General features: G+C 73.0%; 29 protein-coding genes. 15 read left to right on the top strand and 14 right to left on the bottom strand.

Annotation, left to right across the window (positions count from 1 at the left end; all coding sequences use genetic code 11):
- Positions 1-6: 6 nt before the first annotated feature.
- A complete protein-coding gene (locus BLT76_RS13610; protein ID WP_090856828.1) occupies positions 7-774 on the top strand; it encodes a L,D-transpeptidase family protein in 768 nt (255 codons plus the stop codon).
- Between the two features lie 18 nt (positions 775-792).
- Here the strand turns inward: BLT76_RS13610 and BLT76_RS13605 are convergent, their stop codons facing one another.
- Entirely contained in the window at positions 793-1,410 is a 618-nt protein-coding gene (locus tag BLT76_RS13605; RefSeq protein WP_090856825.1) for a hypothetical protein, read from the bottom strand.
- Positions 1,411-1,564: 154 nt separating this feature from the next.
- Between BLT76_RS13605 and BLT76_RS25730 the strand changes: the two genes are divergently transcribed.
- The 4 genes from BLT76_RS25730 to BLT76_RS13590 all read left to right on the top strand — a co-directional run bounded on the left by BLT76_RS25730 (position 1,565) and on the right by BLT76_RS13590 (position 5,632).
- Complete coding sequence (locus BLT76_RS25730; RefSeq protein WP_170867053.1) at positions 1,565-1,720, top strand: hypothetical protein; 156 nt, start codon at positions 1,565-1,567, stop codon at positions 1,718-1,720.
- 69 nt (positions 1,721-1,789) lie between these two features.
- On the top strand, positions 1,790-3,526 hold the full coding sequence (locus tag BLT76_RS13600; RefSeq protein ID WP_090856822.1) for an ABC transporter ATP-binding protein: 1,737 nt from the start codon (positions 1,790-1,792) through the stop codon (positions 3,524-3,526).
- Positions 3,523-4,374, top strand: a complete 852-nt coding sequence (locus BLT76_RS13595) for a serine/threonine-protein kinase (RefSeq protein WP_090856818.1) — start codon at positions 3,523-3,525, stop codon at positions 4,372-4,374. Before BLT76_RS13600 ends, BLT76_RS13595 begins: the two co-directional genes overlap by 4 nt.
- A gap of 28 nt (positions 4,375-4,402) precedes the next feature.
- Positions 4,403-5,632 (top strand): isochorismate synthase, encoded by a 1,230-nt coding sequence (locus tag BLT76_RS13590; RefSeq protein WP_244509404.1) that lies wholly within the window; start codon positions 4,403-4,405, stop codon positions 5,630-5,632.
- Positions 5,633-5,644: 12 nt separating this feature from the next.
- Here BLT76_RS13590 and BLT76_RS13585 read toward each other — a convergent pair whose 3' ends face one another.
- Complete coding sequence (locus BLT76_RS13585) at positions 5,645-6,286, bottom strand: MBL fold metallo-hydrolase (protein WP_090856813.1); 642 nt, start codon at positions 6,284-6,286, stop codon at positions 5,645-5,647.
- A 30-nt stretch (positions 6,287-6,316) separates the two neighbouring features.
- Here BLT76_RS13585 and BLT76_RS13580 point away from each other — a divergent pair, with 30 nt between their 5' ends.
- From BLT76_RS13580 to BLT76_RS13565, 4 genes are all read left to right on the top strand, one after another.
- Positions 6,317-6,802, top strand: coding sequence for a GNAT family N-acetyltransferase (locus BLT76_RS13580; protein ID WP_090856810.1), 486 nt, complete (start codon positions 6,317-6,319; stop codon positions 6,800-6,802).
- Entirely contained in the window at positions 6,799-7,974 is a 1,176-nt protein-coding gene (locus tag BLT76_RS13575) for a cytochrome P450 (protein ID WP_090856807.1), read from the top strand. The genes BLT76_RS13580 and BLT76_RS13575 overlap by 4 nt, the downstream gene beginning before the upstream one ends.
- Before the next feature lie 67 nt (positions 7,975-8,041).
- Positions 8,042-8,881: an NmrA family NAD(P)-binding protein gene (locus BLT76_RS13570; protein ID WP_090856805.1), complete on the top strand. Its 840-nt coding sequence runs from the start codon at positions 8,042-8,044 to the stop codon at positions 8,879-8,881.
- Positions 8,882-8,947: 66 nt separating this feature from the next.
- Positions 8,948-9,364: a universal stress protein gene (locus tag BLT76_RS13565; protein ID WP_090856802.1), complete on the top strand. Its 417-nt coding sequence runs from the start codon at positions 8,948-8,950 to the stop codon at positions 9,362-9,364.
- 10 nt (positions 9,365-9,374) lie between these two features.
- On the opposite strand, the gene BLT76_RS13560 is transcribed toward BLT76_RS13565, so the two are convergent.
- From BLT76_RS13560 to BLT76_RS13530, 8 genes are read right to left on the bottom strand one after another with little or no spacing between them, the layout of a single operon-like run.
- Entirely contained in the window at positions 9,375-9,647 is a 273-nt protein-coding gene (locus BLT76_RS13560; protein ID WP_090856799.1) for a hypothetical protein, read from the bottom strand.
- Positions 9,644-11,524 carry a Na+/H+ antiporter NhaA gene (gene nhaA / locus BLT76_RS13555; protein WP_211752951.1) on the bottom strand — a complete coding sequence of 627 codons (1,881 nt, stop codon included), beginning with the start codon at positions 11,522-11,524 and terminating at the stop codon, positions 9,644-9,646. Before nhaA ends, BLT76_RS13560 begins: the two co-directional genes overlap by 4 nt.
- A 26-nt stretch (positions 11,525-11,550) precedes the next feature.
- Entirely contained in the window at positions 11,551-13,410 is a 1,860-nt protein-coding gene (locus BLT76_RS13550) for a Na+/H+ antiporter (RefSeq protein ID WP_090856796.1), read from the bottom strand.
- A 24-nt stretch (positions 13,411-13,434) separates the two neighbouring features.
- On the bottom strand, positions 13,435-13,761 hold the full coding sequence (locus BLT76_RS13545; protein ID WP_090856793.1) for a hypothetical protein: 327 nt from the start codon (positions 13,759-13,761) through the stop codon (positions 13,435-13,437).
- Positions 13,758-14,789, bottom strand: coding sequence for a thiamine pyrophosphate-dependent enzyme (locus tag BLT76_RS13540; protein WP_244509403.1), 1,032 nt, complete (start codon positions 14,787-14,789; stop codon positions 13,758-13,760). The genes BLT76_RS13545 and BLT76_RS13540 overlap by 4 nt, the downstream gene beginning before the upstream one ends.
- Complete coding sequence (locus tag BLT76_RS26360; RefSeq protein WP_244509402.1) at positions 14,786-15,283, bottom strand: thiamine pyrophosphate-binding protein; 498 nt, start codon at positions 15,281-15,283, stop codon at positions 14,786-14,788. The genes BLT76_RS13540 and BLT76_RS26360 overlap by 4 nt, the downstream gene beginning before the upstream one ends.
- Position 15,284: 1 nt before the next feature.
- The gene (locus BLT76_RS13535) at positions 15,285-16,229 is read right to left on the bottom strand and encodes an o-succinylbenzoate synthase (protein WP_090856790.1); all 945 of its coding nucleotides are present in this window, start codon (positions 16,227-16,229) and stop codon (positions 15,285-15,287) included.
- Positions 16,226-17,206 carry an AMP-binding protein gene (locus BLT76_RS13530; RefSeq protein WP_090856786.1) on the bottom strand — a complete coding sequence of 327 codons (981 nt, stop codon included), beginning with the start codon at positions 17,204-17,206 and terminating at the stop codon, positions 16,226-16,228. Before BLT76_RS13530 ends, BLT76_RS13535 begins: the two co-directional genes overlap by 4 nt.
- A gap of 35 nt (positions 17,207-17,241) precedes the next feature.
- On the opposite strand from BLT76_RS13530, the gene BLT76_RS13525 reads away from it, so the two are divergent.
- The 4 genes from BLT76_RS13525 (at position 17,242) to BLT76_RS13510 (ending at position 21,833) form a co-directional block, all read left to right on the top strand.
- The gene (locus BLT76_RS13525) at positions 17,242-18,609 is read left to right on the top strand and encodes an MFS transporter (protein WP_090856783.1); all 1,368 of its coding nucleotides are present in this window, start codon (positions 17,242-17,244) and stop codon (positions 18,607-18,609) included.
- 37 nt (positions 18,610-18,646) lie between these two features.
- Entirely contained in the window at positions 18,647-19,522 is an 876-nt protein-coding gene (locus tag BLT76_RS13520) for a 1,4-dihydroxy-2-naphthoate polyprenyltransferase (RefSeq protein ID WP_090856780.1), read from the top strand.
- A 467-nt stretch (positions 19,523-19,989) separates the two neighbouring features.
- Positions 19,990-21,246, top strand: a complete 1,257-nt coding sequence (locus BLT76_RS13515) for an HNH endonuclease signature motif containing protein (RefSeq protein WP_139175528.1) — start codon at positions 19,990-19,992, stop codon at positions 21,244-21,246.
- Between the two features lie 53 nt (positions 21,247-21,299).
- On the top strand, positions 21,300-21,833 hold the full coding sequence (locus BLT76_RS13510; protein ID WP_170867052.1) for a barstar family protein: 534 nt from the start codon (positions 21,300-21,302) through the stop codon (positions 21,831-21,833).
- A 30-nt stretch (positions 21,834-21,863) separates the two neighbouring features.
- Here the strand turns inward: BLT76_RS13510 and BLT76_RS13505 are convergent, their stop codons facing one another.
- The gene (locus BLT76_RS13505; RefSeq protein ID WP_090856772.1) at positions 21,864-22,124 is read right to left on the bottom strand and encodes a DUF4229 domain-containing protein; all 261 of its coding nucleotides are present in this window, start codon (positions 22,122-22,124) and stop codon (positions 21,864-21,866) included.
- 44 nt (positions 22,125-22,168) lie between these two features.
- On the opposite strand from BLT76_RS13505, the gene BLT76_RS13500 reads away from it, so the two are divergent.
- Positions 22,169-22,396: a hypothetical protein gene (locus BLT76_RS13500; protein ID WP_090856769.1), complete on the top strand. Its 228-nt coding sequence runs from the start codon at positions 22,169-22,171 to the stop codon at positions 22,394-22,396.
- An 11-nt stretch (positions 22,397-22,407) separates the two neighbouring features.
- Positions 22,408-22,968 carry an AAA family ATPase gene (locus BLT76_RS13495; protein ID WP_090856766.1) on the top strand — a complete coding sequence of 187 codons (561 nt, stop codon included), beginning with the start codon at positions 22,408-22,410 and terminating at the stop codon, positions 22,966-22,968.
- Between the two features lie 9 nt (positions 22,969-22,977).
- On the opposite strand, the gene ccsB is transcribed toward BLT76_RS13495, so the two are convergent.
- The 3 genes from ccsB to BLT76_RS13480 are packed head-to-tail and all read right to left on the bottom strand — an operon-like array spanning position 22,978 to position 26,287.
- Entirely contained in the window at positions 22,978-23,955 is a 978-nt protein-coding gene (gene ccsB / locus BLT76_RS13490) for a c-type cytochrome biogenesis protein CcsB (protein ID WP_090856763.1), read from the bottom strand.
- Positions 23,952-25,535 (bottom strand): cytochrome c biogenesis protein ResB, encoded by a 1,584-nt coding sequence (gene resB, locus BLT76_RS13485; protein ID WP_244509401.1) that lies wholly within the window; start codon positions 25,533-25,535, stop codon positions 23,952-23,954. Before resB ends, ccsB begins: the two co-directional genes overlap by 4 nt.
- Positions 25,532-26,287 carry a cytochrome c biogenesis CcdA family protein gene (locus BLT76_RS13480; RefSeq protein WP_090856761.1) on the bottom strand — a complete coding sequence of 252 codons (756 nt, stop codon included), beginning with the start codon at positions 26,285-26,287 and terminating at the stop codon, positions 25,532-25,534. The genes resB and BLT76_RS13480 overlap by 4 nt, the downstream gene beginning before the upstream one ends.
- Positions 26,288-26,290: the final 3 nt, after the last annotated feature.

Here is a 26,290-nt window from a genome sequence, read left to right as displayed (position 1 = left end):
ACCGTCATGTTGCTCGTGCGCCGCCTGGTGCTCGTCGTCACGCTCTCGGTCCTGCTCTCGAGCACGGCGTACGACGCCGGCCGGGCGAGCGACCGGACCGACCACCCCGTCTCCGCCCACGCCGCCTCCGCCCGGACCGCGGCCAAGCCCGCCGTCCTGGAGCCCGGGGACAAGAGCCGCCGGGTCCGCGCCCTGCAGGCCCGGCTGGCCCAGCTCGACTGGTTCTTCGGGAGCCCCACCGGCTTCTACGGCGACCTCACGACCGAGGCGGTGCGCGGCTTCCAGGCCAAGCGCGGGTTCCCCGCGACCGGCAAGGTCGACCGGACCACCCTGCGCAAGCTGCGGGCGATGACCTCCGCCCCCAGCCAGGCCGCCCTCGTCGGGGGCAACGCGCCCGGGCGGATGGACCAGCGCTGCCGCACCGGCCGGGTCGTCTGCGTCGACAAGACCAGCCGCACGCTGCGCTGGGTCGTCAACGGCCGGGTGCAGCTGACGGTCGACGCCCGCTTCGGCGGGGTGGGCCACGCGACCCGCGAGGGCACCTTCAGCATCCGGTCCAAGAGCCGCGACCACGTGTCGTCGCTCTACGACACCTCGATGCCCTTCGCGATGTTCTTCAGCGGCGGCCAGGCCGTGCACTACAGCCCGGACTTCGCCGCGGTCGGGTACGCCGGCGCCTCCCACGGCTGCGTGAACGTGCGGGACCGCGACGGCGTGGCCTGGCTGTTCGACCGGGCCCGGGTGGGTGACCGGGTGGTCGTCTACCGCTCCTGAGCGACGACCGAGGCCGGGTCAGGCGATGGCCGCGGCGATCTCGTCGAGCAGGGTGAAGGAGTCGTCGACCGAGACGCCCTGAGCCTCGAGCTGGATGGTCCGGCCGGCGGTGGGCAGCTGGCAGGTGACCGAGGTCGGCTCACCGGCGTCCTGGCCCGCCTGCACCAGCTGGTAGCTGGCGGAGCACAGCGCGTCGCCCTCGCGGACCAGGTCGGTGCCGGAGCGCTCCGCACCGGCGACCTCGGCGTCGATCGGCGGCGCGTCGGGCAGGAAGGCGTGCGACTCGCCCGCGAAGACGGTCACCAGCGCGTACTTCTGCAGCGTCTTGTCGGTGTAGCTGCGGAACGACGGCGCGTCGTCGTACACGCCGGCGTAGACCTCCTCGGCGTAGTCGCGGAGGTCGGCCTGGCGCTGGATCGCCTCCTCGTCGATGCCGGCCTCGGCGGGCAGGTCGGCGACGTCGAGCTCGTCGGTCGCGGTCCAGCCGCCCGGCAGGGTCGCCGGCAGCTCGGCCGGCGTCGTGCCGGCGTCGCCCTGCGCCTTCGGGAGGGCGACGGCGAGCACGATGAGGAGGCCGAGGACGACGGCACCGAGGCCGAGGCCCACGACGCGCTGGGCGGCGGGAGTGTTCTGCACGCCCGAGACGTTACCGAGCCCGCGGCGGGCCGGGGGCCGCAGTCCCCGTGAGACGCCTCTCATCCGGGCCTCACGCCAGGCTCACGCGGGCCGGTCAGGTTGGTGACCACCCCGGAGGAACCGGGGCGGAACACCAACCGAAGGAGGCACGACCATGGCTCGATCGAGCATCTTCAGCGCCCTCCAGCCGGCGCGCATGGCCCGCCGGGGCGACTCGAGCAGCGACGACGACCGCCGTCGGCGGCGTCGGCGCCGGCGCCGGAACCGGCGTCGCAACCGCAGCAACAGCCGCAGCCGCTCGCGCGGCTGACCCTCCCCCAGGAGCGGGTGGGTGGCTCGTCCACGGAGCCACCCACCCGCTCGGAGCACAGGATCCCCCATGAGCCGTCCCTGGCAGCGCGTCCTCGCCGCCCTGCGTCCCACTCCCGACGACGACCCGCTGGTCGCCGCCGCGAGGTCGCTGACCATCGCCGACGTCGTACGACGCTTCTGGCCACGACTGCGCCCGCTGCGCGGCTGGCTGCTCCTCGGCCTGGTGCTGCTCGCCGCCGCGCCGGCCATCGAGGTGGTCGAGGTGATGCTCTTCCAGCGCCTCGTGGACGACGTGCTGGTGCCGGCCGACTTCTCGCCGCTGGTCCTGCTGGCCCTGCTCTACCTCGCGCTCAACCTCGCGAGCGGCGTCGTCTCCGCCGCCGACGACTACCTCTCCACCTGGATCTCGCAGCGGTTCCTGGTCAGCCTGCGCCGCGACCTCTTCGCCCAGGTCCTCTCCCAGCCCGCCGCGGTCCAGGACCGGCGCCGTCTCGGCGACGTCCTCGCGCGACTCACCTCCGATGTGTCCGCCGTCGAGAGCTTCATGGTCGGCCAGCTCGCGACCGGGCTCGGGGCCATCGTCCGCCTGGTGCTCTTCCTCGGCGCGCTCTTCTGGCTGCAGTGGCAGCTCACCCTGGCGTCGCTGCTCGTCATCCCGGCGTTCTGGTGGGTCTCGACCCGCTTCGCGGCCTTCACGCGCGACGTCTCCCGCGAGCGTCGGCGACGCGGGGGGTCGCTGACCAGCATCACCGAGGAGAGCCTCGGCAACGCGTCGATGGTGCAGGCGTTCGGGCGCGAGGACGAGGCGGTCGCGGCCTACCACCGCCAGAACCTGGCCATCGCCGACGCGGAGCTCGCCGGCAGCCGGGTCCGGGGCCTCTTCCTCCCGCTGGTCGACCTGGCCGAGCTGCTCGGCATGCTCCTGGTCATCACCCTCGGCGTGTGGGCGCTGTCGACCGATCGCCTCACGCTCGGCGGGCTGCTCGCGTTCCTGACCCTGCTCATGCAGTGCTACCGGCCGGTGCGCGAGCTCAGCGACCTGCTCCCCTCGCTCTTCTCGGCCACGGCCGGCGTCGAGCGCGTGGTCGAGCTGCTCGACGAGCCCGGTCACCGGGACCGTCCGGGGGCCATCGCGCTGCCGGGTGGGGCCGGCTCGGTCGTGCTGGACGCCGTCTCCTTCACCTACCCGGGCGCGAGCGGACCGGCGCTGACCGAGTTCGACCTCCACGTCGCCGCCGGCGAGCGGGTGGCCCTGGTCGGGCCGAGCGGGGTCGGCAAGTCGACCGTCGCCCGGCTGCTGGCCCGCCAGCTGGAGCCGGACGCAGGCGTCGTACGCCTCGACGGGCACGACGTCGCCGAGCACACCACGGCGTCGGTGCGGGCGGCCGTCACGGTGCTGTCCCAGGAGCAGCTGCTGCTGGACGCCAGCATCCACGACACCATCGCCTTCGCCCGGCCCGGCGCCACGCGCGAGGAGGTCGAGCAGGCGTCGCGGGCTGCCGACGCGCACGAGTTCGTCAGCCGACTCCCCGACGGGTACGACGCCCGTGTCGGCCAGCGCGGTCGCTGGCTCTCGGGCGGACAGCGCCAGCGGCTCGCCCTGGCCCGGGCCCTGCTGCACGGCGGCCGGGTCCTGGTGCTCGACGAGCCGACGACCGGGCTGGACCGCGCCTCCGCCGACCGGCTGATGAGCGCGGTCGTGGCCAGCGGGCGGACGGTCGTCGTCCTGACCCACGACCCGCAGGTGCTCGAGCACGTCGACCGCGTCGTCGAGCTGGCGCCTGTCCCGGCCGGTGCCCGATGAGCGCCGTCCTGCCTGCGGGCTACCGCGGCCTGCGGCTGCTCGCCCGCGGCCGTCGGATGGAGACCTGGGACGCCTACGACGAGGCCCGCGACGCCCGGTGCGTCGTCAAGGTGCTGCGTCCCGAGCGCGCCGGCGAGCAGCGGGTCCGCGACGCGGTGCTCCGGGAGGGCGAGATCGTCACGACCCTGGCTCACCCGCACCTGGTCCGCGGCTATGCGGTGGTCGAGGAGCCGCTCCCGGCGGTGGTGCTCGAGACGCTGCGTGGGGCCACCCTGGCCGCGGTCGTCGAGGACGCCGCCCTCGACCTGCCCGACGTCGCGCTCCTCGGGCTGCAGCTCTCGTCCGTGCTGGGCTGGCTGCACCGCCACGACTGGCTGCACCTCGATCTCAAGCCGGCCAACGTGGTGGTCGAGCACGGCAAGGCGGTGCTCATCGACCTCAGCCTGGCCGGCCGGCCGGGACCCGCGCGGGCCGGGGCCGGGACGCCCGGCTACCTCGCCCCCGAGCAGGCCCGCGGCGACCACGTCGGACCGGCCACCGACGTGTGGGCGCTCGGGGTCACGCTGCTGGAGTCGCTGAGCGGCGAGCCGCCCTTCGGCGACGAGGCCACCTGGGACAGCCGGCGGCGCTGGTCGACCCGCTGGTCGCCACGATGGTCGGCGGCCGGGCGGCGGATGCCGAGCGCGCCGCGCGCCGTACCGGAGGGCCTGCCGGAGGCGCTGCGCGGGCTGCTGCTGGCGTGCGTCGACCTCGACCCGGCGGCCCGCCCGCGGCTGGTCGACGTCCGGGACGTGCTGGCCGGGTTCGCCCCGCGTGACGAGGATGACGTCGGGGTGGAGGCGGGCTGAGCGCGTTCCCGGGCGTAGGCTCGCGGCCGTGACGTCGAGCCCACTGGTCGCGAGGACCGTGCCGCTCGACCCCGCCGTCGCGGAATCCCTGCTCGACCTGCTGCCCGCCGACCGTCCGGTGACCTGGCTGCGCCGCGGCCAGGGCCTGGTCGGCTGGGGCGTCGCCGCCGAGGTCCGCACCAGCGGCCCCACCCGGTTCGCCGACGCCGCGAAGTGGTGGAGCGAGACCACGGCCCGCGCCGTCGTCCACGACCACGTCCAGGAGCCCGGCACCGGGCTGGTGTCGTTCGGCTCCTTCGCGTTCGCCGACGAGCCGGGCGACTCGGTCCTGGTCGTGCCGTCCGTCGTCGTGGGGCGCCACGGTGACTCCGTCTGGCTGACCACCGTCGGCGCCGAGGTCGAGGTGCCGGTCGCGCAGGACGTGCCGCCCGCCCCGGTCGGCGTCCGCTTCGCCGACGGTGCCCTCAACGGCGAGCAGTGGATGTCGGTCGTCGCCGACGCCGTGCGCCGGATCGAGGCCGGCGACCTGGAGAAGGTGGTGCTGGCCCGCGACCTGATCGCGACCGCCACCGAGCCGGTCGACGTCCGCTGGCCGCTGCGCCGGCTGGCCGAGGGTTATCCGATGTGCTGGACCTTCCACGTCGACGGGCTGTTCGGGGCCACCCCCGAGATGCTGGTGCGCCGCGAGCGCGGCCTGGTCACCTCCCGCGTGCTGGCCGGCACGATCCGTCGTACCGGCGACGACGAGCGCGACCTCGCCCTCGCCGCCACCCTCGCCCGTTCGTCGAAGGACCTCGAGGAGCACGAGTACGCCGTCCGCTCGGTCGCCGACGCGCTCGAGCCGCACTGCTCCTCGATGAACGTCCCCGAGGCCCCGTTCGTGCTGCACCTGCCGAACGTCATGCACCTCGCGACCGACGTGAACGGCGTCGTCCACGACGCCACCACCGTGTCGTCGCTGCAGCTCGCCGAGGCGCTGCACCCGTCGGCCGCCGTCGGCGGGACCCCGACCCCCGTCGCCACCGCCCTGATCACCGAGATCGAGGGAATGGACCGCGGTCGGTACGCCGGCCCGGTCGGCTGGATGGACGCCTCCGGCGACGGCGAGTGGGGCATCGCCCTGCGCTCGGCGTCGGTCGACGGCGCCACGGTGCGGCTGTTCGCCGGCTGCGGGATCGTTGGCGACTCCGACCCGGAGGCCGAGCTCGCCGAGGCGCAGGCCAAGTTCGTCCCGGTCCGGGACGCCCTCGCGCCGTAGCTCAGGCCGCGCTCAGGCCAGGTCGTCGCCGTCGGCCAGCCGGACGTAGCTGAGTCCCTGCTTCGACAGGAACGTGGTCATCTGGGTGTCGGCGATGCCGAGCCCGGCGTCGGAGAAGACCCGGTCGTGGATCGCGACGTTGCGCGGCGCCCCGACCGAGCGCGCGAAGTCGACGCCCTCGGAGACCCGCATCCACGGGGCGCAGACGGGGGCCAGGAGCACGTCGACGGCCTCGCCGGGCCCGGTCAGCGCGTCGCCCGGGTGGAAGACCTTCTCGGTCCCGGCCGTGAGGACGTAGCCGCTGTTGTGGAAGCGCGGCAGCTCGGGGTGGATCACCGCGTGCAGCTCGCCGACGGCGCGCACCGGGATCCCGACGACCTCGAAGGAGTCCCCCGGCGCGACCACCGTCGTCCGCTCGCCGACCTCGGGGACGTCGGCGCGGATCTTGGCCGCCACCGCGTCGATCGTGAAGACGGGTACGTCGACCGACGCGAGGTGGTCGGGCAGGTAGTGGTCGGGGTGCTCGTGGGTGATCAGCACCGCGTCCGCGCCGTCGAGCGCGGAGCGGTCGGTGAAGACGCCGGGGTCGAGGACGATCGTGGCCCCGTCGTGCTCCACCCGGACGCAGGAGTGGCCGAACTTGGTGATCCGCATGGCACCCAACGTAGTCCCTAGGATGCGCGGGTGAACGTCACGATCCGCCTCGCCACCCCCGTCGACGCGGAGGCGCTCGCGCACCTGCACCTCGACGTCTGGGACGACGCCTACACGGGCCTGATGCCCCAGGGCATCCTCGACGACCGCCGCGAGAAGGTGGCCGAGCGGGTCGAGCGCTGGCGCGACATCCTCACGACGAGCGGGAACCCGACGTACCTCGCCGTGGGCCCCGACGGGCTGGTCGGGTTCGCCTCGGCCGGACCGGGTCGCGACAACGACGTCGACCTCGAGCTGGAGCTGACGGCCCTCTACGTGCGGGCCACGCACTGGGGCGAGGGGATCGGCTACGCCCTGCTGCGAGAGGCGATCGGCGACCGTGCGGCGTACCTCTGGGTGCTCGGGGGGAACGACCGGGCCCTGCGGTTCTACGAGCGCCAGGGCTTCCGGCTCGACGGCACCGAGGACGAGCACGACGAGGGGCTGCACGTCCGGATGGTCAGGAGCGGCACGTGAGGTTCGACCTGTCCGACCCGGCCTTCGACGTGACCTCGGACGAGGTGCACGCCGCCCGCGACCAGGACTGGTACGTCGAGACGAACTGGGGCTGGGCCGTGCTGCGGTACGCCGAGGTCTCGGCGCTGCTCCGCGACCGCCGGTTCCGCCAGGGCAACGCCCGCTGGCCCGCCCAGAACGGCATCCACTCCGGGCTGTTCAGCGACTGGTGGCAGGAGACGCTGCTGAGCCTGGAGGGCGACGACCACGCCCGGATCCGGCGGCTGATGGTCCCGGCGTTCAAGAAGCGGGCGATCGAGGCGATGGTGCCGCGGTTCCAGGCGCTCGCCGACGAGCTGGTCGACGGGTTCGCCGACCGGGGCTCGGTGGAGTTCATCTCGGAGTTCGCCGAGCCGTACGCCGCCCGGATCATCTGCCTGCTGCTCGGCCTCGACGAGTCGCACTGGCGTCAGGTCGCGCACTGGGCCGACGACCTCGGGGCGTCGTTCTCCATCGACGTCGGCCGGCAGGTGCCGCGGATCGAGGCGGCCCTGAGCGGGCTGCACGGCTACCTCGACGAGATCGTCGAGGACCGGATGGCCCACCCCCGCGAGGACCTCGTGACGACGCTCGTCCAGGCCTCGGTCGAGGGCGAGCGGCTCAGCCGCCACGAGCTGGGCGTAGCCCTGGTCTTCCTCGCCTTCGCCGGCATGGAGACCACCCGCAACCAGCTCGGGCTGGCCCTGCAGACCCTGCTCCAGCACCCCGACCAGTGGCGGCTCCTGGGCGAGCGTCCCGACCTCGGCGGCCGTGCCGTCGAGGAGGTGATGCGGGTCAACCCGACGGTCACCTGGGTGACCCGCGAGGCACTCGAGGACGTGGAGTTCCAGGGCCTGCGCATCCCCCGCGGCGGGATCGTCCAGATGCTCTCCCACAGCGCCGGCACCGACCCGGCCGCGATGCCGGACCCGTCGTTCGACATCACCCAGCAGCGCCCGCCGCACCACGGCTTCGGCGCCGGCGTCCACCACTGCCTCGGGCACTTCGTCGCCCGCACCGACATGGCCGTGGCGCTGCCGCTGCTGGCCCGGCGGATGCCCGACGCGGCCCCCGACGGACCCGGCCGGTGGCTGCCGGTCAGCGGCAACACCGGGGCGCTGGAGTTCCCGATCCGCTTCACCCCGGGTCGCTGACCGTCGAGTCAGCACTACTGGTGCTGACTCGACCCACTACTTCTGCTGACTCGGCAGACTGGGGGGCATGACGATCGCCATCACCGGCTCTACCGGCGCCGTGGGCGGGCTGGTCGCCCGCTCGCTCGCCGACGACCTGCGCACCGACCTGCGGCTCGTCGTACGCGACGCGGCGCGGGCGCCCGACTACGACACCGACGTCCGGGTCTGCACCTACGCCGACCGGGACGCCTCCGTCGAGGCCCTGCGCGGCGTCGACACCCTGTTCATGGTCTCCGCGGCCGAGGCGCCGGACCGGCGCGAGCAGCACCGCACCTTCATCCGGGCCGCGGCCGAGGCCGGGGTCGGGCACGTCGTCTACACCTCGTTCGCGGGCGCCGCGGCCGACGCGACCTTCACGCTGGGTCGCGACCACTTCGACGCCGAGGCGGCGATCCGCGAGACCGGGCTGGCGGCCACGATCCTGCGCGACAACTTCTACAGCGACCTGCTGCCCTACTTCGCCGACGCCACCGGCACGATCCGCGGACCGGCCGGCAGGGGTCGGGTGGCGGCGGTCGCCCGGGCCGACGTGGCCGCGGTGGCGGAGGCCGTGCTGCGCGACCCCGCCGGCCACGCGGGCGCCGTCTACGCCCTCACCGGCCCGGAGGCCCTCACCCTCGAGGAGGTCGCGGGCCGGGCGGGCGCCGCGCTCGGGCGCGAGCTGCGCTTCGTGGACGAGACCGTCGAGGAGGCCTACGCCTCGCGGCGGGCGTCGTACCCCGAGGCCGAGGACTGGCAGCTGGACGCCTGGGTGAGCACCTACACGGCGATCGCCGACGGCTCGGTCGCCGAGGTGACGGGCGACGTCGAGCGGGTCACCGGCCGCCCGGCCCGCCCGATCGAGGCCGCCCTGACGGACGGTTGAATCGTTGCAGTCGAAATCTGGCTAGGGTTCGGTCCACCAAGCAACCCGAGAGTGTGGAGGACCGTCATGAGCGTCATCGTCGTGGGAGTGGACGGGAGCGAGACCGCAGCGCAGGCGGCCTCGACGGCCGCCGGTCTGGCCAGTGCCCTCGGGACGTCGCTGCACGTCGTCTCCGCCTTCCCCACCGGCACCCCCGGCCCGACCGACGCCACCGGGCCGACCTCCCGCGACACGGCCGAGGAGCTCGCGCTCACCACCGCCGGCGCGCTGCGGTCGGCGTACCCCGACCTGACGGTGAACAGCGACGCCGAGCCGGGCAAGCCCGCCGAGGCGCTGGTGAACGCCGCGGAGACGGCCGGCGCCACCCTGATCGTGATCGGCAACAAGCGGGTCCAGGGCGTGTCGCGGATCCTCGGCAGCGTGGCCGTCGACGTCGTCCGCAAGGCGCCCTGCGACGTCTACATCGCGCACACCACCGGCTGAGCCGGGAGCCTCACTCGCCGACGAAGGACCCGTCCGCCGCCACGATGAACGAGGCGGTGGGCGGGCTGAAGCCGCTGCCGACGGCGACGACGACCCGCAGGTCGCCCGGGCGACTCGGGTCGTCCCAGCAGGCCTCGACCTCGACCTGGTGCGTGCGGCCCCCGGGACCGGTCGCCTCGTAGGCGCCGGGTGCGTCCTGCCACTGCGCGCGGAGGTCGTCGTACGACGTGAGGCGCCACCGCTCGACCTCCTGGGCGAGGACCTGGCGCTCCTCGGCCCTCACGCCCCGAACCGCCCGGTCGTACGACGGGCCGACCGCTCCAGCTCCTCGATCAGCGACCGGGCGTCGTGGGCACCGAGGTGGCGCTGGTCGCCGACGAAGAACGTCGGGGTGCCGCGCACGCCGCTGGCCTCGGCGCTGACCAGGTCGCGGCGGACGCGGGCGGCGAGCCGCTCGTCGTCGAGCGCCCGGAGGAACTCCTCGACGTCCAGGCCGAGGTCGGCGGCGTAGCCGGCGAGGTCCTCGACCTCCAGCTCGTCCTGGTGGGCGAAGAGCAGCTCGTGCATCTCCCAGAACCGTCCCTGCTCGGCCGCGGCCTCGGCCGCCAGGGCGGCGATGTCGGCGTGCACGTGGACGGTCAGCGGCAGGTGCCGGCTGACGTAGCGCAGCCGGTCGCCGAAGTGGGCGCGGACCTCGTTGGCGGCACCCGTCGCCTTGGCACAGAACGGGCACTCGTAGTCGAGGTACTCGACCAGGGTGAGCTCGGCGTCGGCCGGTCCGCGCACGTGGTCGACCTCGGGGTCGACGGGGTCGCTGAGCAGCCGCGGGAGCGCGGCGTCGCGCTGGTCGAAGAAGCGGGCGGCCAGGGCGAAGACCAGCCAGCCGACGACGCTGGCGAGCACCGCCGACATCAGGACGCCGACCGCGGCCTGGGCCTGCAGGTCGGGGTCCTCGAAGGCCAGTCCCACGATCAGCAGCGAGACCGTGAACCCGATGCCGGACAGCGCGGCGCCGGCGAGCGTGTGACCCTGGCCGACGCCCTGTGGCAGGCTGCCCAGCCGGAGCCGGACGCTGCCGAACGTGCCGAGTCCGATGCCGGTGAGCTTGCCGAGCACCAGGCCGAGGGTGACGCCCCAGGTCACGGGCGAGCGCAGCGCCTCGCCCAGGACGCCGTCGCGCAGGTCGATGCCGGCGTTGGCGAGCGCGAACACCGGGACCACGACGTAGCTGGTCCAGCCGTGCAGCGCCTCCTGGAGCCGCTCGTTGACCGAGATGGCCCGGGTCAGGCTCTGCCGGGCGGTGCGCTGCACGCCGGGCATCGGCGACTGCCGGAAGGCCCGGAAGCTCGACGCGGCCGACTCGACGTCGCTGCGGGTCGGGTTCAGGGCCGGCACCAGCAGGCCGGCGAGCATGCCGGCGATCGAGGCGTGCAGGCCCGACTCCAGGGTCGCGATCCACATCACCACGACGACCGCGACGTACGGCGACGCGCGCCACTCGCCGACCCGGGCCAGGACGACCAGCGCGACCAGACCGGCGGCGGCCACCAGCAGCGGCACCGTCTCGATGGACTCGGAGTAGACCAGCCCGATGACGCTGACCGCGACGATGTCGTCGATCACGGTCAGGGTCAGCAGGAAGATCCGCAGCTGGGTCGAGACCCGCGGGCCGACCAGGGCCAGCACGCCGAGCAGGAACGCCGTGTCGGTGCCGATCACCACGCCCCAGCCGTTGGCCGCCTCACCCGAGGAGTTCAGGGCCAGGTAGACGAGCGCCGGCACCAGCATGCCGCCGAGGCCCGCGACCAGCGGCACGACCAGCCGGCGCCGGTCGGTGAGCTCACCGACCGAGAACTCGCGGCGGACCTCCAGGCCGATGACGAAGAAGAACACCACCATCAGGCCGTCGTTGACCCAGTGGTGCAGGTCCATCGAGAGCCCGCCCATCGAGCCGACGGTGATCTCGACGGTGGTGTGCCAGAGGTCGACGTACGACTCCGACCAGGGCGAGTTCGCCCACACCAGGGCGACCAGGGATGCCACGACCAGCAGCCCGGCGCTGCCGGCCTCGGTGCGGATGAAGCGCCGGAGCTGGTGTCCCGTCTGCCGCGCGAACTCGTCGTCCTGGCCCTGCCCGCACGCTGACTGCTCCTGGCTCACCCCTCAAGCCTAGGGAGAGAGCGGCGTCACGCGGTGAGGTGGTGGACGTAGCACCAGCGCCAGTCCTCGCCCGGCTCCGCCGACTGCATGACCGGGTGGGTCGTCTCGTGGAAGTGGCGGGTGGCGTGCTGCCCCGCCGACGAGTCGCAGCAGCCGACGTTCCCGCACTCGAGGCACTGCCGCAGCGCGACCCACTCAAGGCCCTCGTCGAGGCAGTCCTGGCAGACCGGGTCGGTCGCGGTCTCGACCGCCGGGTGGTGCTCGAGCTCCGCGCAGACCTCGCCGGTACGACGGGCCGCGCCCACCCGGACCTCCCGCCGCTCCTCGGCTGCGACGTCGAGCATCGACTCCTCGACGTCGAGCATGGCCAGCACGTCGGCGACCACCTCGGCCGCGACCGTGCCGGAGGACCGGATCTCCAGCACCCGACTCCGCTCGGCCTCGATCAGCTCGAGCCGCACCCGGTTGTAGAGGTCGCTGGGCGACTCCTGGTCCTCGACGGTGGCCAACCGCTCCCAGGCCGCGAAGTTGCGCTGGTCGAGACGCTGGCGGATCAGGTCGACCACGCCGTGGCGGTCGTCGTACTCGAGCTCGTCGAGGCGGTGCAGCGCGGCCTTCGACGCCTGCTGCAGCAGCGTCGCCCGGGCCAGGGCGTCCTCGGCCGGGTCAGGCGAGGGCACCCGCAGCACCCGGGCGAACCAGGGCAGCGACATGCCCTGCAGGAAGAGCGTGCCGGCCACGACCGAGAAGGCGATGAGCAGCAGCACCTCGCGGTACTCGGTGTCCTCGGGGATGACGAACGCCGCGGCCAGCGTGACGACCCCGCGCATGCCGGCCCAGCCGAGCAGGAAGGTGAAGGTCCACGGCGGCCGCTGCCCGGTGTCGCGCTCGACGCGGCGGACGTAGAGCATCCGCGACGGGAAGACCCAGACCATCCGCAGCACCACGACGGTGGCCAGGACGGCCGCGCAGACCGCCACGATCCGCCCGGCGCCGAGGTCGCTGTCGGCGGCCCCTTCGAGGATCCACCAGGCCTGGAGGCCGATCAGCAGGAAGACGGTGTTCTCGAGGACGAAGGCGATGGTGCGCCAGTTCAGCCGCTCGGCGATCCGGGACTGCGCCGACTGCAGGATCGGGGCCTTGTGGCCGAGGAGCAGGCCCGCGACGACGACCGCGATCACGCCCGAGGCGTGCAGCTCCTCGGCCAGGACGTACGCCGCGAACGGGACGACCAGCGACATCGCGCTGTCGGTGACCGGATCGGCGATCAGCCGGCGGACTTTGGCCACCACGACGAAGAACACGAACCCGACGACCACTCCCCCGCCGGCCGCCCGGACGAAGTCGAGGGAGACCTCGGCCCCGTCGAGGCCGCTGCCGGCGGCGATCGCCAGCGCGGTGCGCAGGGTGACCAGGGCGGTGGCGTCGTTGAGCAGCGACTCGCCCTCGAGGATGGTGACGATGCGCCGGGGCAGGCCGATCCGGCGGGCGATGGCGGTCGCGGCCACGGCGTCCGGCGGGGCCACCACCGCGCCGATCGCCAGCGCCACCGCCCAGGGCAGACCGGGGACGAGGGCGTGCACGACGAGGCCGACCCCGGCGGTCGTGAAGACCACGAGGCCCACCGACAGCATCAGGATCGGGCGCCAGTTGGCCCGGAAGTCGACCAGCGACGTCTGCTGCGCGGCGGCGTACAGCAGCGGGGGCAGCAGGCCCAGGAGCACCACGTCGTGGTCCAGGTAGACCTGCGGCACCTGCGGGACGTACGACGCCGCGACGCCCACCGCGATCAGCAGGAACGGCGCCGGGATGTCGAGACGGCGCGCGATCTCGGTCGAGATCAGGACCCCGACCGCGAGACCGCACAGGAGCAGGGCGATGTCCACGACCTGATCCTCCACCCGGAGGGGTCAGTGCAGCGAGCCCACCCCGGACCTGAAGTCGGTGGCGTAGGTCATCGCGAGCGAGCCGCCCGGCGGCAGCAGCGCGGAGGCGACCTGCCCGACCCGCTCCACCTCGACGTGCACGCTGACGTGGACGGCCCGGTCGGCCGGCACCTCGAAGGAGACCGAGCCCCAGTAGACGAGGTACTGCCGGCCGTCGATGCTCACCACCGGTGTGGTCTTCCCACCGAGCAGGGAGTTCCCGGTGGTGAGGTGCAGCGTGAGGACGCGGCGCTCACCGAGATGGTGCTCGACGTACGGGATGACGCCGGCGGGGGCCTGCTGCTCGCTCACGGGACGAGCCTACGGATCCGCTCGTCGAGCTCGCGCCGGTTGTCCCGTCGTACGACGGCCTCGACGACCTCGATGCCCCCGTTGGGCGAGCCGAGCGCGTGCTCCAGCTCGGCGACCGACCCGACCCGCCAGTGCGGCGTCCGGGTCGCCGCGCAGAGCTGGGCCAGGTCGACGCCGTGGGGGGTGCCGAAGAGCCGCTCGAACTGCTGCGCGTGCTCGGGGGCGCCCTGCTCCAGCATCGTGAAGATCGAGCCGCCGTCGTCGTTGACGACGACGATCGTCAGGTCGGGCTCGGGCTCGCCCGGGCCGAGGACCAGGCCGTTGGTGTCGTGGAGGAAGGTCACGTCGCCCATCAGCGCCAGGCTGCGGGTCGAGTGCGGGCGGCCGAGGGCGGCGCCGATCGCGGTCGACACGACGCCGTCGATGCCGGAGAGCCCGCGGTTGGCGATCAGCTTGCGGCGGTCGCCGACGGCGTACCCCCGCACCATCAGGTCGAGGTCGCGGATCGGGCTGGAGGGGCCGACCACGAACAGCCCCCCGGGAGGGACGGCGCGGCCGACGGCCCCGGCCACCTCGTGGGGGGTGAGTCCGGGCTCCTCGTGCAACAGCCGGTCGAGCTGCCGGCCGACGGAGCGGTCCGCCTCGACCCAGGCCTCGAACCACCCGGTGTCGTCGCGGGCCTCCGGGCGGGTGTCGCGGTCGACGGTGCCGTCGACCGGGAACGGCGGCGTCGACCAGGCGCCGCGGGCGGGGGCGGCGAGGACCTCGACGTCGGGGCGCGACAGCAGCCGGGTGACCGGTCGGGAGAGCGTCGGTCGGCCGAAGACCACCACCCGCTCGATGCTCCGGCCGAGCTCGCCGTCGAGCAGCAGCCGGTAGCAGCGCAAGGCGTGGTCGCCGGTGCGCGCGCCGCTGGTGGGCTCGGCGAGCAGCGGCCAGCCGCCGTCCTGGGCGAGGATCCGCGGCGGCGGGCCGGAGTCGTCGCCGGCGACGACGACGGTGCGGGGTCCGGCCGGGAGGACGTTCACGGCTGCCACCGGTCGGTCGGGACGAGCGGGTCGTCGAGCTGCACGTTGAGGTGGGTGGGGCCGTCCTCGACCAGGTGCACCGGGCCGGGCTCGGTCAGGTTGGCGGTCGGCACCAGCGGCCCGAAGATCCCGAGCTGGTCGGTGGTCTGGTTGGCGCTGGTCCCGCGCAGCCGGGCCGGCCGGTCGGCGGTCACCGCCACGAGCGGTACGCCGGCGTGCGCCGCCTCCAGGACGGCCGGGTGCAGGTTGGCGACGGCGGTGCCGGAGGTGCACACCACGGCCGCCCGCGCGTGCACCTTGGTCAGCCCCAGGGCGAGGAAGCCGGCGGACCGCTCGTCGATGCGGGTGTGCAGGCGCAGCAGGCCGGCCTGCGCGGCGTCGTACACGGCGAAGGAGAGGGGGGCGTTGCGCGAGCCCGGCGCGACCACGACCTCGGTGACCCCGCCGTCGAGCAGCGCCCGGACGACGCTGCGGGCGAGGTCGGTGCTGGTCACGTCACCGATCCTGCCCGACCGCCCGGACGGCAGCCAGGCGGGCCTCCCAGTGGGCGACCCGATCGGGGCTCGCGGCCAGCCGGTCGAGCGCGGCCTCGTCCACCCGCGGGACCTCCACCGGCAGCGCGCCCTCGACGGGGAGCAGTGAGCGGCCGGTCACGTCGTCGGTGAGCAGCTGGACGGTCGCGAGCCCGCAGGCGTAGGGCAGCTCCGGCAGCGCGGCGGCCAGCGCGACCCCGGCGGCGATCCCGACGCTGGTCTCGAGCGCGGACGACACGACGACGGGCAGCCCGATGTCCTCGGCGATGCGCAGGCACGCGCGCACCCCGCCCAGCGGCTGCACCTTCAGCACGGCGATGTCGGCCGCCTCCAGGTCTCGGACCCGGTAGGGGTCGGCCGCCCGGCGGATCGACTCGTCGGCCGCGATCTTCACCTGCACCCGGCGCCGTACGACGGCGAGGTCCTCGACGCTCGCCACCGGCTGCTCGACGTACTCCAGACCGCCCGCGGCGCGGTCGAGCGCCGCGATCGACGCGACCGCGGTGTCGACGTCCCAGGCACCGTTGGCGTCGACCCGCACGTGTCCCGTCGTCCCGAGGGCGTCGCGGACCGCCTCGACCCGGGCCAGGTCGTCGGCGAGGGTCTGGCCGGGCTCGGCCACCTTCACCTTGGCGGTGCCGCACCAGCCGCGCTTCACGATCGCGTGCGCCTGCTCGGGCCCGACCGCGGGCACGGTCACGTTGACGGGCACCCGGGTGCGCAGCGGCGCCGGCCAGTCGCCCGCGGCGGCCTCCTCGGCGCAGCGCAGCCAGGGGGCGGCGACCTCGTCGTCGTACTCCAGGAAGGGGCTCCACTCGCCCCACCCCGCCGGGCCCTCGAGCAGCACCGCCTCGCGGACGGTGATGCCGCGGAAGCGGGTGCGCATCGGGATCGCGACGACTCTCACGCGAGCTCCTTCAACCGCAGCCGGTCGGGCTTGCCGTTGGGCAGCAGCGGGATCTCGGTGAGTGCCACCAGCTGGCGCGGCGCCCAGGAGCGGGGTCGAGCGGCGGCCACCCAGTCGCGAGCGGCCTCGAGGTCGACGTCGCCCACGACGAACGCGACCAGCCGGTTGCCCCACTCCTCGTCGGGGACGCCGAGCACCTCGGCCTGCTCGACACCCGGATGCTCCCGCAGCCGCGCCGCGACGGCCGGAGCGGGCACGTTGACCCCGCCGGTCACCACCACGTCGTCCAGCCGGCCGAGCACCTGCAGGCGACCGTCCTCGTCGAGCCGGCCGGCGTCCGAGGTGAGGAACCAGCCGTCGACCAGCACCTCCGCGGTCAGCTCCGGGTCTCCGTCGTACCCCGCGAAGAGGGTGGGCCCGCTGATCCGCACCCGGCCGCCGGTGCCGATCGCGAGCCCGACGCCGTCCAGCGGCAGCCCGTCGTACACGCAGCCGCCGGCGGTCTCCGCCGACCCGTACGTCGCCACCACCCGTACGCCGGCCGCGGCCGCCCGGTCCCGCAGCGCCGGGTCGATCGGCCCGCCGCCGAGCAGCACGGTGTGGAACCCGGCCAGCACCTCGGCGTCGGTCTCCAGCAGCCGGTGCAGCTGCGTCGGGACCAGGGACACGAACCGGTGCTCGCCGGCCATCGCCGCCGCGGCCGCCGCGAAGGAGGGGTGGTCGTCGAGGCGGACCGGCGGCCGGCCGGCCACCAGCGAGCGGCAGACGACCTGCAGTCCGGCGACGTACTCCTCGGGGAGGGCGAGCAGCCACTGCCCCGCGGCGCCGAGGCGGCGGGCGGAGGCCTCGACAGAGGCGAGCAAGGACCGACGCGGCAGCAGCACCCGCTTGGGCCGGCCGGTCGACCCGGAGGTCTCCACGACCCACGGCCGCGGCTCGTCGGCCGCGGCCAGCCAGTCGGCCACCGCAATCCCCATAGGCCGAAACCTAGTCCTCGTGATGAGATGCGGCCGTGCCAACCCTTCTCGGGCGCTTCGCTCCGCCGTCTCCCCTCGCGGGGCGCCTGTCCCTGCAGTCGGTGCTCTTCGCCGTCGGAGAAGGCACCTTCCTGACCGGCTCCGCCGTCTTCTTCACTCAGGTCGTGGGCCTGAGTGCCGCCCAGGTCGGCCTCGGGCTGACCCTGGCCGGCGTCGCCGCCTTCATCGCCGCCTACCCGATGGGCCGCCTCGTCGACCGGATCGGACCCAAGCGCGCGTGGGCGATCAGCTCGCTCGGCCAGTCGGCGATGTTCGCCGTGTGGCCGTTCATCGACAGCTTCACCGGCTACCTCGTCATGGCCGTGGTGATGGAGGTGGTGGGCGCCCTCGGCAGCACTGCCCACGGCGCCTACACGATCGACGTCCTGCCCCCGCGCGAGCGGGTCACCTCGCGCGCCTACATGTACTCGGCGCTCAACGTCGGCTTCACCCTCGGCTCCCTGGTCGGCGGCATCGCCCTGGCCTTCGAGTCGATCACGCTCCTCGAGCTGGTGCCCCTGTTCACCGCCGCGGTCTTCCTGGTCAACGCCTTCTTCATCACCCGCCTGCCCAAGGCCCCGCACGACCTGAAGACCGCCGAGGAGCGGGCGGCCAAGGTCCCCGGACCCGGGCCGATGCGCAACCCGGGGTGGCTGCTCTCGTCGTTCTTCTCCGGCGTGCTCTGGACCAACCAGGTGCTGCTGCACATGGTCATCCCGCTGTGGCTGGTCGAGAAGACCGACGCCCCGTGGTCGGTGCTCGCGCTGCTCTTCGGCACCAACACCGTGATGTGCATCTTCCTGCCGCTGGCCGCCGCCCGCGGCGTCCGGGACCGTACGACGGCCCTGCGCGCCATCCGGGTCTCGACGGTCTTCTTCGTCGTCTCCTGCGTCATCACCCTCTCGACGCACCAGAGCGTCGGCTGGCTCACCATCGCCCTGTTCTTCCTGGGCCACGTCACGCTCACCGGCGCCGAGCTGTTCCTCTCGGCGGCCAGCTGGACCTTCGAGGCCGAGCTGATGGACCCCCGCCGCCGCGGCGAGTACCAGGGCAGCGCCGAGCTGAGCAGCACCCTCGGCCGGGTCTGGGCGCCAGCGGTCTACACGTTCCTCGCGATGAACTGGGGGGCGACCGGCTGGCTGGTCATCGCCGGCATCATCACCGTCGCCGCGGCCGGTCTGCACCCCGCGACCGCCATGGCCCGGCGCTTCCTGGAACAGCACGTCCCCGCCGACGTCCTCGCCGAGGCCTCGGCCTCGGAGGCGAGCGCCGAGGAGGAGCCCCCGCCCCTCGGGCCGCCCTCGGCCACCCAGCCCGGCGAGCCCGGCGGCGACGTCCCCGGGGCCGTGGCCCGGCCCCTCTGACCCGACCGCTCCGGGACGACTGCCACAATCACCCCTCGTGGCGACTCCTGGTGACTGGCTGGCCGGTGCCCGGCCCCGCACGCTCCCGGCTGCGGTCTCGCCGGTGCTGGCCGGCACCGGCGTCGCGTCGTACGTCGACGGGCTGGTGCTCTGGAAGGCGCTGCTCGCCCTGGTGGTCAGCCTGGCCCTCCAGGTCGGCGTCAACTACGCCAACGACTACTCCGACGGCATCCGCGGCACCGACGACGACCGGGTCGGCCCGATGCGCCTCGTCGGGTCCGGCGCGGCCTCCCCGTCAGCGGTGAAGCGGGCCGCCTTCCTGGCCTTCGGCGTCGCCGGCGTCGCCGGCCTGGTCCTGGCCGCCTCCGCCGCGTGGTGGCTGCTCGCCGTCGGTGCCGTCTCGGTGCTCGCCGCCTGGTACTACACCGGCGGCTCGAAGCCCTACGGCTACCTCGGCCTCGGCGAGGTGATGGTCTTCGTCTTCTTCGGGCTGGTCGCCGTCATCGGTACGACGTACGTCCAGACCGAGACCTGGGAGCTCGCCGCCCTGTACGCCGCCGTCGGCATCGGCGCGCTCGCCTGCGCGATCCTGGTCGTCAACAACCTGCGCGACATCCCCACCGACACGATCGCCGGCAAGCGCACCCTCGCCGTCGTCCTCGGCGACCGCGCCACCCGCCTCCTCTACGCCGCCCTCGTGCTCGTCGCCGCCCTCGCCGTCGTCGCCCTCGCCGCCACGACCTCCTGGTGCGTCCTCGTCGGCCTGCTCTTCCTCGTCCTCGCCGGCCCCGGCCTCCGCCTGGTCCTCGGCGGCGCCACCGGCCCCGGCCTCATCCCCGTCCTGCAGTCCACCGGCACCGCCGAGCTCGCCTGGGCCGCCCTCACCACCGCCGCCCTCATCACCTGCGCCTGACCCTCTCCGGTGGTCGAGCAGTGAAGGACGAAGTCCTGAACGCCCGTCGAGACCCCCGCAGCCAGCAAGCAACCTCGCGCGGGATCGACCCTGCCGCCTCCGGTGGTCGAGCAGTGAAGGACGAAGTCCTGAACGCCCGTCGAGACCCCCGCAACTAAACAAGCGACCTCGCGCGGGATCGACCCTGCCGCCGCCGGTGGTCGAGCAGTGAAGGACGAAGTCCTGAGCGCCCGTCGAGACCCCCGCAGCCCTGCCGCTGACCTTATTCGAGTCGGCCTCTGCCGCGCCGTCTGCGCTTGGCACCAGGCCGGTTGAAAGACACTTACAGAGACAACGGGGCTCAACGTCCACTGTGATCAAGGGCCATCACGAGGCTGCTTCTGGCTCTCGGTCTCCTCGGGTCGACCGTTCGAACAAGGCTGTTGACAACCCTCGCATTCGATAATGCGTTCGAGTATCATATGGGTATGGCCACTCGGGACCTCGACGATTGCGACACCGCCACTGCGGTGCTCGCCTTCGTGCGCGCCCGACGATCTATCCAGTTGCAGGCTGAGGCCGACCAGCTCGCCGCCGCCGTCACCTGGGCCGGCATGCACTCCACCGACTGCCTGCACGATGCGGCAGCGGTGTGGATCCCGGGCTTTGAGGACGAGATGGCTATCGCCGGCCCCGGCGCACCGTTGATCGCCGAGTTCTCAGTCCTGGAGTTCTCCGCCGCACTGGGCCTGTCCTCCGACTCCGGGCGGATCTACCTCGGCCACGCCGTCGAACTCGCCCACCGCCTCCCACGCATCTACGAACGCGTCCAGTCGTTGGACCTCCCGGTCTGGAAGGCCCGCCGGATCGCCGCCGAGACCATCGACCTGCCTGAGGACGGCGCCGAGTTCGTCGACACCCACGTCGCCGCAACCGCACACAAGATCTCCATCGCCCAGCTCGACCGCACCATCGAAGAAGCCCGTGTCCGTTTCGACCCCGAGACCGCCGCCCAACGGGCACGGGATGCGGCCGAGGTGCGGCACTTCGACATCGAAGTCCAGCAGGTCTCCTACGACGGTCACGTCGAGGTCCGCGGCACGTTGGATCTGGTCGATGCACTGGACCTGGAAGACGCGGTCGCTCGGGGTGCGACCCACCTCGGCACGATCGCCGACGGGCTGTCACTCGACGTACGACGTTCCATCGCCGTGGGTGACCTGGCCCGACGCCAGCTCACCCTGGACCTGAACGCCGAACCCGACCCGGACCGCAAGCGCCCCCGTCAGGTCGTGGTCCACGTGCACCTCGCCGACGCCGCCATCGCCCGCGTCGAGAACACCCGGTCGATGATCTCGGTGGAACGGGTCCGGTCCTGGTGCCAGGACGGAGACAGCCAGGTCGTCATCAAGCCGGTCATCGACCTGGCCGGTCACGTCCACGTCGATGCCTACGAGGTCCCCGACAGGCTCAAGGAACGCCAAGCCCTGCTCCAGCACTCGTGCGTGTTCCCGTGGTGCCGCAGGCGGGCGAGGTCCTGCGACCACGACCACAGCGACCCCGCCGCCCACGGCGGGACGACGTGTGACTGCAACATCGCCCCACTCTGCCGCCGACATCACCGCGCCAAGACCCACACCAGATGGCGCTACGACAAGATCGACGACACCACCTTCATCTGGCGATCACCCAACGGTCTGATCTTCCGACGCGACCACACCGGCACCACCACCCCGCAGCCCTGACGGCCCGCCCGCTCAGGGCCACGGGCGCACCCGGAGACAGCTTCGCTGCCGCGGTGGCCTCCTGGGAGCCGGGCACTCTCCCGGCCGACGCGCGCGACCTCCGTCTCGTGCAGGACTGCTTCGTGACCTTGTTCTGGCAGACGTCGGTCCTGGACGAGACCGTGCGGTGGCTGAGCGACGAGGGCTACCACTGCGTCACCCTCGCGGCTGCGCGGTGGGGATCGGAGTCCGAGATGCACAGCACTCTGGCGGAGACGTTCGACTTCCCGGCCTCCTACGGGCACAACCTCGACGCACTCGACGACTGCCTGGACGACGTCGCCCACGGGGAGTACGGCTGGCCGACCGGAGCAACCGGACTGGTGCTGGCGCTCGTCGGCTTCGACCAGTTCGTCGAGGTCGATCGGCCCACCGCGCAGTCGCTGCTCGACGTCCTGGCCGGGGCTGCGCGCACCGCGGTGCTCGTGGGCAATCGCTTGATCGTGCTGGCCCAGTCCGGCGATCCGCGGCTGGAGCTGGAGCCGGTGGGTGGCGCGGTGCCGACGTGGGACGGCGCTGAGTGGCGCAACGCCGCGCGTGGGCTCTGAGGGGCGACGGCGGGCGGCCGGGTCGTCGAGCTAGTCGACGTCCTCCTTGGTCTTCATCTCCTCGAACCGCGCGGTGGCGCGGGTGGCCCGGGCCTCGACGTGCTGGGCGAGGGCGAGGCGCTGACGTTCGAGGAGGAAGTACGAGCCGATGCCGCTGACCACGAAGGCGATCACGACGCAGACCAGGATGTTGGCCTCGCCGGCGATCAGGAGCCAAGCGGAGAACACCACCGCGAGCGAGGCGACGAACAGCGCGAGCCGCAGACCGGTGTAGACCCAGAACTCCTTCACCCCTCCAGGGTAGATCGTCACCAGTCGGGGCCTACATTGGAGGTGTGCTGAAGTTCCTGTTCGTGGTTGCGCTCTTCGCGCTGGCGACGTACCTCGTCGTTCGCGTCATCCAGCGCCGCGGCATCCTGCCGCCGACCCCGGGCGGCACGAAGCGCCCCGGTCCCCGCCCCCAGCCCCGCATCGTCGCTCCCGACGACGACGAGGACTTCCTGCGCGACCTCGACCGCAAGCGCCGACTCCCCGAGGATCCCGAGGACCCCGACTCCGCCTGAGTGGCGGACGCATGAGCCGCCTGATCCACCTCAACGGACCGCCGGGGATCGGCAAGTCCACGATCGCGCGCCGGTACGCCGACGAGCACCCCGGCGTCCTGTGCTGCGACATCGACGTCCTGCGCACGCTGGTCGGCGGCTGGCGGGACGACTTCGCCACCGCCGGTGCCGTGATCCGGCCGCTCGCGCTGGCGATGATCGAGACGCACCTGCGCGAGGGCCGCGACGTCGTGCTCCCCCAGATGCTCGTCCGCCAGCCGGAGCTGCAGCGGTTCGAGGCGGCCGCGACCCACGCCGGCGCGGCGTACGTCGAACGGGTCCTGCTCGACACCCCGGCCGCGGCCGTCTCCCGGTTCCACCGGCGCGGCGTCGGCGACGAGGCCGCCGACCCGTGGCACGACCGGGTCCGCGAGATCGTGGCCGAGCAGGGCGGGGACCAGGTGCTGCTGGACTACCACGCGCGACTGGTCCAACTGGTCGCCGAGCGCCCGGACGCGGTGGTGGTCACGAGCCCGGACGGCGACCCGGACGCGACGTACCGCGCCCTCCTCGAGAGCCTGGCCGCGACCTAGCCGGGCGACCTAGGCGTAGGAGTGGATGCTGGAGATGAAGAAGTTGACGCCGATGAAGCTGAACCACAGCGTCGCCATCCCGCAGAGGGCCAGGATCGCGGCGTTGCGGCCCTTCCATCCGGCGGTGGCCCGGGCGTGCAGGTAGCCGGCGTACAGCACCCAGGTGATGAACGCCCAGACCTCCTTGGGGTCCCAGTTCCAGTAGGAGCCCCAGGCGTGGAAGGCCCAGATCGGGCCGGTGATCAGGACGGCGAAGGTCCAGACGGGGAACGCGAACGCGTTGATCCGGTAGGCGACCCGGTCGAGCGTCGCGGTGTCGGGCACCCGGCCGAGGTAGCCACCGCCGGTGCGACCGCGTCGCTCGGCCCGCTCCTGGACCAGGAAGAGCACCGACACGATGCCGCCGACGGTGAAGGCGCCGGTCGCGATCACGGCCGAGACGACGTGGATGACCAGCCAGGGCGAGTCCAGGGCCTCGGTGAGCGGCGCGACCTCCTCGTGCAGGACGATCACGTCGACCATCAGCAGCACCAGGACGACGCCGGTGACGATCGGGGCCATCCAGGCCAGCGAGAACCGCTTGTAGAGCGCCAGGTAGCTGAGGGTCACGAAGAAGGTGCCGGCGAGCGTGAACTCGTACATGTTGCCCCACGGCACCCGGTTCGGGTCCGCGGCCATGCCCCGGCCGAGCAGGGCGACGAAGTGCACCGCGAGCGCGAGGACCGTCAGCAGCAGGCCGAGCCGACCGAACAGGTTCGTCCGGCGCTCGACGTCCTCGTCCACCTCCGCGTCGTCGGACCCGCCCTCGGCGACGGCGATCGAGCCCGAGCCCGTACGACGGGCCGGGAGGGTGACCGAGCCGGCCGAGACCGGCAGTCGGCGCAGCGCCGACCACTCGACCAGGTGGCTCAGCAGCGCGAGGAAGTAGATCACCCCGCAGAACGCGACGGCCTGGTTGCTCAGGGTCTCCCACGATGCGTTGGTCACGACTTCTCCTCGCCAGTCGGTACGACGTCAGCGCCGCGCAACGCGGCCACGACCTCGTCGATCTCGGGCCGCACGTCTCCCCCACCGGAGCGGTCGAGGGCGGCGACCTCGACCAGTGTCTCCCCGTCGACCACCCGGGCGCGAACCCAGACGCGGCGCGGACGGACGAACAGCGAGCCCAGCAGCCCCGCCAGCGCGAGCACGACGCCCGCCAGGGTCACCAGCTTGCCGGGGGTCTTGCTGATCTGCAGCCGGTTCCACTGCTCGATCCCCTCGAAGGTCACCGACCCCAGACCGTCGGGGAGCTCGACGGTCTCGCCCTCCTGGAGGTCCAGGCGCAGCGGGGTCCCGTCGGGGTTCTCGACCTGCGACATCTTCGACTTGTCGAGCACGTAGACCGACTGGGGCTCCCCGAGGTTCAGATCGCCGGTGAAGACGCTCAGCGACAGCAGCGGGTTGTTCAGCTCGCCCATCAGGTTGACCGGGTCGCCGTCCTCGTTGAGGAAGAACGTCGGGAAGAACACCCCCTCGAGACCGATCTGCTCGGGCTCGGCCCCGCTGGCCTTGACCACCCCGAAGGAGAAGAGGCTCTGGTCCTGGGGCAGGAACGGCTTGGGGCCGGTGGCGGCAATGTTGCCCTCGCCGTCGCGGACGGTGATCACCGGCGCGTAGCCGTGCCCGATCAGGAACACGTCGGTGCCCCCGATGGCGAGCGGGTGGTTGACCCGCAGGTCGTGCTCGCGCTCCTTGCCGGACTGGTCAGTGCAGTCCTCGCGGTAGCGGGTGTCGGCGCTGAAGCCGCGGGACATGCCGCGGCGGGGACCGTCGACGAGCCACTCCACCGAGAAGTCGTCGACGGTGAAGCAGAACGGCTCCATCGACTCGGGGTCGAAGAGCCGGCCGGGGACGAAATCGTCGTACTGGGTCAGGGTGTTCGAGAACGGCGTGCCGACGGTCAGGATGACGCCGCCCTTGTAGCCGAACAGGCCACCGACGGCGAAGCCCACCAGCACCACCACGACCGACAGGTGGAAGACCAGGTTGCCGACCTCGCGGAGGTAGCCGCGCTCGCTGCTCACCGCGGCGTCCCCGGCGTCCGCCGGGCGGACCCGGTAGCGCCGGCGCTTCAGCACCTGGCGGGCGCGGGCCAGCACCTCCTCGACGTCGTCGTCCGTGCGGTACGACGCGTGGTCGGGCAGCCGGCCGAGGTTGCGCGGGGCGCGCGGCGGCGGGGCCTTGATCGCGCGCAGGTAGACCAGCGTGCGCGGGATGATGCAGCCGACCAGCGAGACCATCAGCAGCACGAAGATCGCGGCGAACCACGGGCTGCTGTAGACGTTGAACAGCCCGAGCCTCTCGTAGATCGGCGTCAGGTCGGGGTGCGCCTCCTGCCACTGGGTCGTCTTCAGCGAGTCGACGCCCTGCTGCGGGATCACCGACCCCGGTACGGCGGCCAGCGCGAGCAGCAGCAGCAGGATCAGCGCGGTCCGCATCGAGGTGAGCTGTCGCCAGGTCCAGCGCAGCAGCTCCAGCGGCGAGAGCTCGCCGGACCGGCGGCCGGTCTCGGGGGTGTCGCTCACACGCCCACCTCGAAGTCGCTGACCAGGTGGATCTGCAGCCAGGTGACGGCGTAGTCCCACCAGCCGGTGACGAGCATCAGCCCGACCAGCACCAGCATCACGCCGCCGACCCGGGTGACCCACTGCTGGTGGCGGCGCACGAAGCCGAGGGCGCCGAGCGCGCGCTGCCAGAACAGCCCGGCCAGGATGAACGGGATGCCGAGCCCCAGGGAGTAGCAGGCCAGCAGCAGCCCACTCCGGCCGGCGGTGCCCTCGTCGTACCCGAGGGTGATGATCACGCCGAGGGTCGGACCGATGCAGGGCTGCCAGCCCAGTCCGAAGAGGAAGCCCAGCAGCGGCGCGGCGGCCAGCCCGACGGAGGGGACCTTGTGGAACCGGACGTCGCGCTGCAGCAGCGGGACCAGCCCGATGAAGACCAGGCCCATGGCGATCGCGAAGCAGCCCAGGACGACGTTGAGGGTGTCCTCGTTGACCAGCAGCCAGGTGGCGACCGACCCGGTCGCGACGCCCAGCAGCACGAACACGACCGAGAAGCCGAGCACGAACAGCGTCGACCCCGCGACCATCCGCCCGCGCTTGACGTTGCCCGTCGCGAGGTCGGCGCCGGAGAGCCCCGTGGCGTAGGAGAAGTACGCCGGCAGCAGCGGGATCACGCAGGGCGAGAAGAACGACACCAGGCCCGCGAGCAGCGCCACGGGGATGGCCAGGACCAGCGAGCCGGAGCCTGCGGTCTGGCCGAACCAGTCACCCACGCC

The sequence above is a fragment of the Nocardioides lianchengensis genome, from assembly GCF_900101465.1.
GTDB classification, from domain to species: Bacteria; Actinomycetota; Actinomycetes; order Propionibacteriales; family Nocardioidaceae; genus Nocardioides; species Nocardioides lianchengensis.
This window is presented reverse-complemented; position numbering and strand designations above follow the sequence as displayed.